This is a genomic window from Bacteroidota bacterium (assembly GCA_016715425.1).
In the GTDB taxonomy this organism is placed as follows: domain Bacteria; phylum Bacteroidota; class Bacteroidia; order Chitinophagales; family BACL12; genus JADKAC01.
Window position 1 is genome coordinate 89153 of record JADKAC010000006.1, and the last position, 12477, is coordinate 101629.

Sequence of the window (12477 nt, forward strand, 5' to 3'; positions counted from 1 at the left end):
ACAATCAAAACAAGTATTACTAAAACTATTTTCAATTTGTTTTTAATTTTTCTCATTTCAAAAACTAATTTTTTATTTTGAGATAAAGCATTCCATCAATAATATTATGAAACAAAAACTACCTATTAAGGTTTGAATTTCTAGAATGAGTTCCCATTGAATTTATATGCACCTGATTCATGTGTGCCAAGCCAGTAAATATTTTTTTATCCTGATATATAATTAAAATGTCATCGCTTAATTCTGAAACGGTGTTGCCAATTGATAGTAAAACCTCTTCATGGTAAAACGATTTTTTTTCGGATTGTGCGTTTTGATGCTCATTGCAAGATGCAAGCATAAATAATATTTGTAAAATGAATAGTATGCATAATTGCATTGCATAATTTTTAAAATTTAGAAAAATATCAGCGTAGAAAACTAATAATAAAATTGGTTAATAATTAAGGCGTTTTAAAAACACCTATTTCAAAGTGCCGTACTTTATGAATTTTGTATGATTAATACGCCAAACAAAAAACTAAAAAACCACCTGCACTCTTCCTTGAAAAAATTGTGTAGCGCCTTCTAATTCGAAACGATCTAATACACCATATCCATACGCAAGTTCTAATCTTACTTTAGAAGTGGGATACCAATTAATCATAGGTGTAATTCTCCAGAAACTACCACCTTCTAAATTGCCACTATTTAAATCAAGAGTGGAGAAACGAAGTACTGCTTCCACTGCACCGGGACCACCTTTTGTAATTGGCCTTGCAACAGGTACAAATCCGAATATTCCACTCACAGTTGTATATGGTCTTACTTCTCCGGTAAGTATATATGTAGCCACTATTTCGCCACCATGAAATAGCGGATTATTTGTTTCCGGTGAATGAAATTTATGCAGATAAAATTCACTGCCTAACATAAATGATCCGTTGCGATAATATGCTTCATATCCAACATGAATAGATTGATCTGCAGCAAAATCTTTTGTATCTAAAAAGTAAGGCGCAGGAAAAGCTTCCGGTCTTGACTTCAAACGCATAATGTCATTATATACTTCTCCATAACGGGCATTTATTCCTATATGTACAAGTGTTTTTCCATCATCGGAATATACAGGTAACCAACCCACACGACCAGCAACTTGCCACTTGTATGTAGAAAAAGATTGACCTTCGGAAAATACATCATTATAGTAACCTGCATTCCAAATAATTCTTGATTTAGGTAAAAAGCCCATCCATTTAATACCATCTGCTAAAATGGGAATTACATCAATTGCCATTTGTCGTTCCATGGTCCAACCTGAATATCCATTCATTACTTTATTCAAAGAAAACCCTTCCTTAGTACGACCGATAAAAAAGTATCCGAATAATTCAGGTACATGCACCATCAGTCCGGTTTCTCTAACAAACCAAGTGTCCGTCGGGCCGTCATACATCACTCCTATTTTCCATACAATGCTGCGTTTAAATTTAAACTGACCACTCATTAAAAACCTAACGTCACGGATTTTTCCGGCAGGAATTAATTCTAAATCAGCAGAATCCATTTGTGTTGCCGCTGCATCATTTTGAATATAATTGGCATATTCATATAAAAAGCCAAGACCTAATTTCAATGTGGTAAGTGAGCCATCAAATTCATTCCAGCCATCAAATCTTTCTCTGAAATTTAAGGTATCAGGTTCAGCAGCTTTCATCACTTCACCTTGTGTGCCGTCGGCAATATATTTTGTTGAGTCCTGTGCAAATCCCTGAAAAGTGAAGAAGAATAATAGAAATACAATCAGAGATTTTGAAAAATACATTTGAAATAGATTTAATTGGTAGTGAGTATCGGGTATTGAGTATTGGGTATTGAGTACCGGATAATCAGTTTATTATTTAATGGTGAATGTCAAAAGTATAATTTTTTAAATCAACCGATAGTGAATGGTGAATGGTGAATGGTGAATGAAAAAATAATATGCAATTGGCAATAGGCAATGTTCAATGGTCAATAGTCAATAGTCAATAGTCAATGGTCAATTTAGATAAAGTCATCGTTTTTTTCGCCAACTGCTAACGGCCAATTGCCAATAGCCATTTAATAAATCAATAGTCAAAAAAAAACTACCGATCAAAAAAAAATGACCGATAGTTTTTTATTATGCCAAATTAGGGTTTGAATTACTCTTCTAAAATAATCTTCCCTTTCATCACCAAATGAATACTACAATAGTAAGAATCGCTCTTATCAATTACTTTTTCCCAAGAAGAACCACTGGCCAAAGGCGGAGATGCCCATGCCTTGTTTTCTTCGGTTACATCGTGAGCTACGATATCATTGTTTGTCCAAATTATAGTGTCTCCTTTATGCACCGTTATTTCTTCCGGTTGAAATTTCATGTCTTTAATTTCAACAGTATAGGATTGTGGTGTATAGCTTTTCTCCTTTGCACAACCATACATAAAAAGCAATCCGGATAACAATAAAAAGACACCGAATTTAATAGCATTAAAAACTTTCATGATTTACTTCATTTCACTTTGAAGCATTTCTGCATGTTGAAGATGTGTTTCTAAAATTGGAAGTGCTTTTTGCAACAATGCTTTTAATTCTTCATTTTGAGATTGAGGTATTAAAACTGTTTTCACCGCATTGATTACTGCTTTATGATATTCTACTTCATTGTCAACATACGCTTTATCAAATGATTTTGCAGATTTGCCATTCAGCATTTTCATTGTTTCCTGTGCATTAGCAAGATACTCTTTACTCACTGCATTTTCTGTTGGTGTTACTTTCAATTTTGTAACCAATGCAACTGCCATATCAATCACTGCCTGATGATCGGAAATCATAGTATTTGCAAATTCAATTACTTTAGGATCTTTCGATTTTTGTAATGCAATTTTTGCAAAGTCAATATCATTCTGATTAGCTACAACAGCTATTTTGGCAATATCTGCATCAGTAAGTTTTGCTGATTGCTGTGCAAATGCAGGAGTTAATAGTGTAACGAATAAACAAACTACGCCGGTTACCAAGGCGTTTCTTTTTAGATTTTTCATTTTAAATATTTTTTGATGTTAATAAATAATTAGAGTAGGTATAATATTGAAAGGTTACAATCCTTTTTCTAAAAAATCTAAGAACCTGAATGCGTAAATTGAATTCGGTAAAAATATCTGTTCATTTGAGAGGTGATGTATTACTTTAAATAACAAATTAATAATCAGATATCAACTCAGTAAAGTGTGTGTTTCAAAGGATTAAAATCAACTAACTTTCAATTACAATTCAATGCACTCAAGTTTTATAATCCTTCAGACTTAATTCGTAATCTCTTTATAATTAAATTAAGAATACAAACCGGAAAACAACATATCATTTAATATATCCCTTCTTCCTTTAAATAACAAAAAATACTTCGGCTTGTTTAGATTTTGATAATATATTTTAATCAAATAGTATTTTCAATAATTTCATATTTCATTATATAAAATTAAAAGAAGAAAATCTTATTAGAATAGACTTGATATTTACTGAAAACAATAATTTTAATAATCATGAAACTGTATTAGAAACACGAAATTCCGTTTTTAAGAAGGTGATGATATATCCAATGTTTTCTACTCCGTCACCCAATTTGTTATTGTCATTTAATTAAAAACTTGACGTAAATAGTTGTGCGAATTATAATTTTTTGAAATTGAATTTCATTTTCTTCTTTGCCCTGAACTTTTACACCATCAATATAGTAATATACGATATCAGATCGAGAACCATTAACATTCACTTCACTCTGATTTTTAATAGAAGATACTTCACTCTCTTTTACAATTAAAGGTTTCCCCGTCTGTTCACCAATTGCTTCTAATAAATAGTCGGCTTTGTTCTTAGCATCTTTAATTGCAATTATTCTTGCATCTTTTTTTAAGCTGTCAATTTTTGAATGGCTAACTTTTGAAATAAATGCATCTGTAATTTCAAGTTCTTCAAGTTTCTGAAACACTTGTCCAACTGTCGTGGCATTAGAAACTTTTAATGTATAATCCTTTTTTGTCAGTACTCCCTTTTTCAACCAATGAATTTTTACAAAGTCAGCATTTGCGTCCGACAAGTATAAGTTTGTTAATTCAATGCCAAGCAATACAATTGCACTTTTAAGTTTATCTTCTTGTTCGTCAATTGTTACCTTGACTTTATTTACATACTTTTCATGAATAATAATCCCAATATAAATTTCATCAGGAATAACTTCCTTCTCTGCCGTCCCGATTACTTCAATGTATGGTGATTCCTCAAAATTGGTATTGGACGTTTGCCCAAATGTTAGTACTGTAATTAGTAAAAATGCTATTGTTAAAAGTTGTTTTAGTCTATTCATTGTTTGTATGTAATTATATTAAGGTTAAATTATTCAATTATCAGTAATAATATAAATATTTACGAATTATAAATTCAAAATATCCAATTTAAATTTTTGAATTGAAATTATCTGAACTCTACAAAATAAAATTATTATGCATTCGTGTTTTTAATCAATCACGTATTCAAGGTGTACTCTTCATCAATTAATAAAAGAAGATCTTGTGCTTTGTTTTTTATAAGCCTCAGCATTCTATTAAACATCCTGTAGGTAATTATCAAATTATGTAGCATGTTCGTATATTCATTAAGTATTGATGCATCCTGAGTTATCAAAGCAAGAGAGGGGTCAGCAAAATTGTCGTAAGCGTATTGGTCAAGTACTTTAAAAGAAAGATTATATGTGAGCACAACATTATTTTGAATTTCCTCTTTAAAAATATTTATCATGTCAATTTGCTGATAGTATTCAGTTAAACCTGCCAACACTTTTTTATTTCTTATCAAGTGAAAATCACCAGTATATTTTAACTGGTCAAATGTTTTTGAATCATTTATATGATAATCAAAATTTTGAGAAATAGGATTTAAAATAAAAATTTTATGCAAGGTCTTGATATCCTTTTCAGGCATCCGCAATAAAGACAAAAGTGATGAATCTGCCCTGCCGATACCCTCATTAAAATTTATAGTTTGATTAATGGTGGAAGTGTCCGATTTTATATCAGCAACCAATGCATGTATATAATCAACTTCCTTTCTATTCTCCAGCAAATACACTCGCCAGTTGTAAGCAAGTAAGCCAAGAAACACTGCGGTAAAAATTATAAAAAATAATAACAGGTATTCTGCTCCTTTCTTTTTGTGAATTGGGGGCTGATTGTGTGTTTGGACTTCCATAATTTCAGTTAATAGGTTTCATATTTATCCGCATTTTTTGCCCGGAAATTCATTTAAGAAAATCCGGAGTTCTGAATGTATTGTTTCATTAAATTCATTTTTTACGAATGTCTGTTCTTTATTATTGCCTAATAAAACTGAATGAGTATTGAATAGAGAAAATGATAACCATCGTTATAATTATCCAAATGTATATTAATTTTTTGGCTTGGCAATGCATGTACTCTATACTTGTAAAAAAAACATATCGGTACTTGCGGCGAGGCTGAATTGAATATATCAGCAATAAAATTTCAAGAAAACGAATGCGATGTTATTGATTCCAAAAGATATCTTTCACTGCGGGATCTTTTTTCAATGCATTTACTAAGTTGCTGATTTTTGCTAAATCTATTTTTTCAAAAGTAAATAGGAAAACAAATTGATCATCATTTTTTTCAAGTGAAAAAGTTTGGATTTTTAATTCATCATTATCCAAAATATTACTGAGCAACTCCGTATTATTTACGTTCAGATTTGTAACAATCCTCAAAGTCTTTTGTCTGAATTTTCTAAAGAATAATTGCTCCAGTGGTTGTAAAGCCCAGAGAATTATCAATGAAACTATTGTTGTAATACCTGCAGCAAAATACATCCCTCCACCGGTTGCAAGGCCAATAGCTGCGATAGTCCATAACCCGGCCGCTGTGGTTAAGCCACGGATAGTACCATGCTTTGAAAACAGAATTGCACCGGCTCCAATAAATCCAATTCCACTAACTACTTGTGCAGCTATTCGTGAAGGATCGAGTGCTACATGTTCAGTACCTAAAACATCAGAAAATCCATAAGCAGAAACCATCATTAATAAGCAAGAACCCACGCAAACCAACATGTGAGTTCTTAGCCCTGCTGCCCAATCTTTTCTTTCCCGTTCTATTCCGATAAGAGCTCCAAATAAAGAAGCTAATGAGAGGCGAATAATTATTTCATACCAACTAAGCATGCCATTTTATAATTAATGATTACTCCAAATGTAGTTGTAATATTTAATGATTCACGATAAGCTTCGTTCCTGCAAAAACCAACAGTGTATTAAACCTTTTGTTTTGAAAATATTTGTGTTGTGCGAAATACAAAATACAGGAACAGAATTAAGGTAACAAAGATTGAGAGACGGAAATGAGAAATAAATTTCGAAGAGTTTTGCGGGGTAATTAATTTTTTATCAGATGAGAAGAAACTGCTAAGACGAAAGTATATTATGATAAAATTAAAAACTAAAAAGGGCACATGAATGCGCCCTCTTTAGTTGTATAAAAATTTTTAATTATTCTTTAGAATTCAAATCGGGCAATTTAATTCCCTTTTGTTCCATCAATTTTTTAGCTTCTTCCATAGTTCTAAATTGTGTTATACCCATCGGTCCGGTATAGACTTCGCTTTGTAATTGACGAGGTGGGTATTGGATATAAGTATTTATTAAATCCTGAATGGCTTTATTAAATATTACAATCGTCCATGTTTTTTCGGTAAAACTGTTCATGAATAAATCATAACGTTCCTGAGGATCTTGCCATATATCATAAATTGCAGGAACAGTAGCTACATAGGTTTGATCACCTCTCCAACCAAGTTGTTGTCCTGGCATATCACTACCTGCCATAGCACCATTATCTCCACGGGTATTGAATACTGCTTTCCATTTTCCTATTCTAACTGCTCCGGGAGCTAATTCATTTTCAGTAAAATAAAACCAAGTATCACGCAATGGTTTACCTTCATTAAATAGTATGTTTGACATATCATAACTATCAAAAACCATTGGTTGACCTTCTTTATCTTTTGTTGGTAAAGCAACTCCGGCCAAGCTTGCAAATGTTGCCATTAAATCCAGACCGCCCACAATATCATGATTTTTGCTTCCTGCTTCAATATGACCCGGCCACCATGCCAATGCAGGCACACGGCTTCCACCTTCACGATCATTTCCTTTAGAACCTCTGAATGGAGTATATCCGGCATCCGGATGTACATCCTGCCAAGCGCCGTTATCTACTGTATAAACAACAATTGTATTTTCATCAATACCAAGTTCCTTTAACTTGTCCATAATGCGACCTGTATTGTAATCCATCTCCATCACACAATCACCATAATCACTTTTTGCAGGCGATTTTCCTTTAAACTGCTTGGAAGGTAAATTTGGTTGATGGTTTTTAGCGAAGTTAATGTTCATATAAAACGGCTCATCTCCTGCTGCATATTCATCTAATTGTTTAAGTACATTATCAGTCATCATCATATCCAATTCTGCAATATTTTCTTCGGTTACTTTAGAAATCTCTCTAACAGGTTTTCCTCCCTCACCTTCTAAAATACCTGTAGTAACTTTTTTAAAGAAAGCAGATGTTTCAGCACTCATATCCGGATTCCAGGAAGGGAATGCATAAGTGTAAGCATTTAAATGATAAAGCACCACGTTTTGCATTTTATCATAACCATGCGCAGTAGGCATTGCATAGTCTGCTTCGCCTAAATGCCATTTTCCGGAAAAGTAAGTGGTATATCCTCCTTGTTTTAATATATCTGCAATGGTGTATTCCGCAGCGGGAAGTCCACCACCTTGACCTTGAAACGCAACAGTAGTCATACCACTGCGGTTAGGAATGCGGCCGGTTTGCATAGCAGCTCTGCCGGGTGTGCAACTAGGCTGACCATAGAACGACCAGAACTGCATGCCTTCATTTCCAATTTTATCTAAATTGGGAGTTGGCATTCCACGACCTTCTCCTCCGCCGTAAAGACCTAAATCGCCCCATCCGGTGTCATCCGAAATAAGCAATATGATATTTGGTTTTTTACCATCATTTTTTCCTTTTTCTTGCGCATTGGTTATAAAGGATGTAAGGATAAACATCCCTAATAGCGCAAACATTGAAACTTTCATTGTTCTTGTTTTTAGTTTTAGATTCAGTTATAAATTTATTTGGGTATTCGAAAATTTTTCATTGGAATTCATCTTGTCCAGATTAGGTAGGAACGATGCTAAAATAAAATATAAAATATAAAGTGAAGGGAGAAGTTTAATATTATTCCTCGCAGAGTTCCCTTCGGGTAACTCTGCGGTGACAAAAAAGTAAGTCAGAAAATCATTTTATGATGTCTTAAAATGATTTTCTGACATCTTCCAGGCATTTTCCGACACCTTCCAGCAGCAAAAAGAGATCATTTAAGCAATAAAAGACATCTTCCAATTGGCAAAAGATATGTTCCAATTACTAAAAGACATCATCCAGTCGCTAAAAGATATCATCCAATCGGCAATAGATATCTTCTAACTACGATATGACATGGTTTAAGCGCAAAAAGACATCTTTCAACTTCTGAAAGACATGGCTTTTTCATAGTTGCATTCTTTTTTAGCCCCGATAGTAGTGGAAAGCGCCTGACACTGTGCTGTGGAATTTTTGAAGTAGGGCAAGTGTCAGGCCTTGGAACGGATAGCGGGAAATAGCTCCTAAAAAATTTTATTCTTATCACCAAAAACTATAAAGTCAATATATGTGAATAATCAGGGCACTTTTTTTATCCACAAATGTTGAATTTATCTGCCTGCTGCGCCTTTGTGTTCCTGTATTTTTGTATTGAATCATAATTAAAAAAAAAGCGTGAGACTTACGACGTTAGAGATGAAAGGGTTTAAAAGCTTTGCCGATAAAACGGTTCTGCATTTTAATGAAAACATTACGGGTGTTGTTGGCCCCAATGGTTGTGGCAAATCCAATATTGTGGATGCTATCCGCTGGGTGCTTGGCGAACAGAAACCCACAGCAATACGAACAGAAAAAATGGAGAACCTTATTTTCAACGGTACCAAAGCACGGAAAGCAAGTGGCATGGCGGAGGTTTCGCTGACGTTTGAAAATACCCGCAATCTATTGGCTACGGAATACAGCACGATTACTATTTCACGCCATTATTTTAAAACCGGCGAAAGTGAATACCGCATTAATAATGTTGCCTGCCGACTGAAAGATATTGTGAGCCTGTTTATGGATACGGGTATCAGCACGGATTCGTATGCGATAATCGAGTTGGGTATGCTGGATGATATTCTGCATAATAAGGATAATTCACGTCGCAGATTATTTGAACAAGCTGCCGGTATTTCAAAATATAAAATCCGCAAGCGGGAAACGATGAATAAACTTACCGCCACTCAAATGGATTTGGATCGTGCGGAAGATATTTTATTTGAGATTGAAAACAATTTAAAAGAATTAGAGAAGCAAGCAAAAAAAGCACAGCGCTATCATCGCCTGAAAGCAGATTATAAAACCAACAGTATTGACCTTGCAATTTTAATGTTGCAATCGCATAAGGATATTTATAAGCAATTGGCAAATCAACAAACATTTGAAAGTGATGCGAAGCTTGCTATTGAAACAGAAATTAATGCTTTGGAGGCTTCTATCGCCGATAGGAAAATTTTATTGTTGGAAAAAGAACAAGGACTTTCTGTTTTGCAAAAAGAATTGAATCTGTTGTTGGATGAAATCCGCAAGAAAGAAAATGATAATAACTTAGGCAAAGAGCGCATTAAGTTTCTGGAAGAAAAACAAGTGAGTCTGAAACACTCGATTGAAGAAACACAAATTGCAATTGAAAAAACTAAAGAACAAATAGTTGCACTTGAACAACAAGCTGCGGAAGAGAATGAAAAACTGCTTACCATTAAACAAAGTCTGCAACAGTTTCTTACTGAATTAGAGCAAGTAAAAAAAGAACACGACAGTTCTAAAAAACAATTGGAAGCAGGTCAGGAAGCATTTAAACTTGCTGAAAGAAATTTGTATGAGATAGATAAAAAAATTGCGATTAATCGTGTGCGGTTAGAAAGCTATCATCGTGAGTTATCCTTGTTAGATACAGATACAGATTCTAATAGCGGAAAACTATCTCCGTTAGAACAAGAGTTGAATAACTGGAATGCAGAACATGCAGAAGCAAGAGAGGTATTGGATGCATTATTACAAAATGAAAATGCATTAAAAGAAAAACAAGAATTACTGCGCAATGAAATTCAAAAAATAAGTACAGCACTTGCAGAAGTACATCGCAGATCAGATTCAAAACGCAATGAGTTTACGTTATCAAAAAATCTGTATGAAAGTTTTGAAGGATTTCCTGAGTCAATAAAATATCTGAAGAAAAATGTGAGCAGTATGTATGATGCTCCATTGTTATCGGATGTGGTAAATACAAATGATGATTATAAAGCGGCTTTAGAAACTTATTTAGAACCGTGGTTGAATTATTATATTGTTAGAGATATGCAGCATGCAATGGATGCGGTTAATGCATTGGCAAATAATCAAAAAGGCAGAGCGAATTTTTTCTTGTTGGATCAATTTTCTGCAACACAACATCCGGATGTAAATGTGGATGGAGTTACGCATGCATTGCAAGTAGTAAATGCAGATTCAAAATATGCAGGACTATTAAATCATTTGCTCGGTCATGTAATAATTATTGATGATGTAAATGAATTTGGTGCAAAGGCACAAGAGATTACATCACAGTTTCCGGGTGTGCATGTATTGCATCGCAGCGGCAAAGTTATCAGCAGTGGAAAAACAGTTTCAGGTGGTTCAGTTGGTGTTACAAAAGGGAATCGTTTAGGCAGAGAGAAGAATCTGAAAACTATGGAAGCTGCTTTGGAAAAAATGGCTTCGGAAGAAAAACAAGTTGAAGCAGAATTGCAAGATGCTCGCAAGAGATTACAGGAGTTGCAAAACACATCTTCAGAAAAAGAAATACAGAAAGCAAGAGAGGTGGTGAATCATGCAAGTCAGCAAATAGTTTCTATTCAAACACGAATTGAAAATGTGCTGAATCTGCAAAAGCAAATGGGTGATAAGAAATTAAACTTCCAAAGTATGATAGAACAAACGGAAGCAGAAAGTATCACTTTAAATGAATCGCATGATACTCAAATTGCAGATAAAGAAAATAAACAACATGTGTTGTTAGAATTAGAAACTGCTTTCCGTGAAGTGAGTGAAAAACTAAATCATCATTCTACAATTTACAATCAGGAAAATATTCGCTATCATCAGCAACAAAATAAATATCAAAGTATTGATCAGGAATTGCGATATAAGAAAAATCGTTTAACTGAAAATGAAACGTTGTTTACCACTAATACAAAGCAGTTAGCAGATGTGATTGACGAGCTATCTGAAAGCCATACAAATCTTAAAGAAACTGAAGCGCTGCTCATTATTTTATATGATAAGAAAGCGGCAGATGAAGTAATACTTGCTACAACAGAACAAACTTATTACGCATCGAGAGGTGAAGTTGCGGAAACAGAAAATAGTATCAAAGCATTACAGCGCAAAAAAGATAGCAGCGATCAGATGTTAGGTTCTATAAAAGACAGACTGAACGAATTGAAAGTGCAATTGGCTGCAACCAAAGAAAGATTGTGGGTGGAGTTTAGTGTTGAGTTAGAAAGTATTTTAGATAATGATCCACCACAAGATATTACACTGGAAGAATTACAGGCAAAAGTGGATGCGGCAAAAAAACGGATTGAGAATTATGGCGAAGTAAATCCGATGGCCGTGCAAGCGTATGAAGAGATGAAACAGCGCTATGATTTTATGCAGGCTCAACGTGAAGATTTGAATCAGGCAAAAATATCTTTGCTCGCAACGATTATGGAAATTGATGAAACTGCAAGGAAGAAATTTGATGATGCATTCCATTTAATACGCACCAATTTTATAGAAGTATTCCGCACTTTATTTACACAGGATGATGATTGTGATTTAATATTAAAAGAAAATTCAGATCCATTGGAAGCAGAGATAGATATTGTTGCAAAACCAAAGGGTAAAAAGCCACAAGTGATAGATCAATTATCAGGTGGTGAAAAAACATTAACTGCAATGGCGTTATTGTTTGCTTTGTATTTAATTAAACCCGCTCCATTCTGTATTTTGGATGAAGTGGATGCGCCTTTAGATGATAATAATATCACCAAGTTTAATAATATGATTCGCAGATTCTCTGATAATTCACAGTTCATAATTGTAACACATAACAAACGCACGATGTCGGAAGTGGATGTAATTTATGGAGTAACAATGCCGGAGCAAGGAATTAGTAAAGTAGTGCCGGTGGATTTTAGAAATTTGAATTGAGTATTGAGTTGTGTTAATTAATTAAAAGGCTATT

At 33.9% G+C, this 12477-nt stretch carries 8 protein-coding genes; 1 reads left to right on the forward strand and 7 read right to left on the reverse strand.

Going from position 1 to position 12477, the window contains the following annotated elements; all coding sequences use genetic code 11:
* Positions 1-520: 520 nt before the first annotated feature.
* The 7 genes from IPN31_12025 to IPN31_12055 all read right to left on the reverse strand — a co-directional run bounded on the left by IPN31_12025 (position 521) and on the right by IPN31_12055 (position 8179).
* Positions 521-1804: a porin gene (locus tag IPN31_12025; protein ID MBK8682610.1), complete on the reverse strand. Its 1284-nt coding sequence runs from the start codon at positions 1802-1804 to the stop codon at positions 521-523.
* Positions 1805-2165: 361 nt separating this feature from the next.
* Positions 2166-2507, reverse strand: a complete 342-nt coding sequence (locus IPN31_12030; protein MBK8682611.1) for a cupredoxin domain-containing protein — start codon at positions 2505-2507, stop codon at positions 2166-2168.
* A 3-nt stretch (positions 2508-2510) separates the two neighbouring features.
* On the reverse strand, positions 2511-3050 hold the full coding sequence (locus tag IPN31_12035; GenBank protein ID MBK8682612.1) for a DUF4142 domain-containing protein: 540 nt from the start codon (positions 3048-3050) through the stop codon (positions 2511-2513).
* A gap of 587 nt (positions 3051-3637) precedes the next feature.
* Positions 3638-4369: an SIMPL domain-containing protein gene (locus IPN31_12040; protein ID MBK8682613.1), complete on the reverse strand. Its 732-nt coding sequence runs from the start codon at positions 4367-4369 to the stop codon at positions 3638-3640.
* 158 nt (positions 4370-4527) lie between these two features.
* Positions 4528-5250 (reverse strand): hypothetical protein, encoded by a 723-nt coding sequence (locus IPN31_12045; protein ID MBK8682614.1) that lies wholly within the window; start codon positions 5248-5250, stop codon positions 4528-4530.
* A 313-nt stretch (positions 5251-5563) separates the two neighbouring features.
* Complete coding sequence (locus IPN31_12050) at positions 5564-6235, reverse strand: MgtC/SapB family protein (GenBank protein MBK8682615.1); 672 nt, start codon at positions 6233-6235, stop codon at positions 5564-5566.
* 324 nt (positions 6236-6559) lie between these two features.
* The gene (locus tag IPN31_12055; protein MBK8682616.1) at positions 6560-8179 is read right to left on the reverse strand and encodes an arylsulfatase; all 1620 of its coding nucleotides are present in this window, start codon (positions 8177-8179) and stop codon (positions 6560-6562) included.
* A gap of 721 nt (positions 8180-8900) precedes the next feature.
* On the opposite strand from IPN31_12055, the gene smc reads away from it, so the two are divergent.
* Positions 8901-12443 carry a chromosome segregation protein SMC gene (gene smc / locus IPN31_12060; GenBank protein MBK8682617.1) on the forward strand — a complete coding sequence of 1181 codons (3543 nt, stop codon included), beginning with the start codon at positions 8901-8903 and terminating at the stop codon, positions 12441-12443.
* Positions 12444-12477: the final 34 nt, after the last annotated feature.

Excerpts from the sequence above, each read along its gene's own strand:
- IPN31_12025 (MBK8682610.1), bottom strand. The coding sequence starts at position 1,804 with ATGTATTTTTCAAAATCTCTGATTGTATTTCTATTATTCTTCTTCACT.
- IPN31_12030 (MBK8682611.1), bottom strand. The coding sequence starts at position 2,507 with ATGAAAGTTTTTAATGCTATTAAATTCGGTGTCTTTTTATTGTTATCC.
- IPN31_12035 (MBK8682612.1), bottom strand. The coding sequence starts at position 3,050 with ATGAAAAATCTAAAAAGAAACGCCTTGGTAACCGGCGTAGTTTGTTTA.
- IPN31_12040 (MBK8682613.1), bottom strand. The coding sequence starts at position 4,369 with ATGAATAGACTAAAACAACTTTTAACAATAGCATTTTTACTAATTACA.
- IPN31_12045 (MBK8682614.1), bottom strand. The coding sequence starts at position 5,250 with ATGGAAGTCCAAACACACAATCAGCCCCCAATTCACAAAAAGAAAGGA.
- IPN31_12050 (MBK8682615.1), bottom strand. The coding sequence starts at position 6,235 with ATGCTTAGTTGGTATGAAATAATTATTCGCCTCTCATTAGCTTCTTTA.
- IPN31_12055 (MBK8682616.1), bottom strand. The coding sequence starts at position 8,179 with ATGAAAGTTTCAATGTTTGCGCTATTAGGGATGTTTATCCTTACATCC.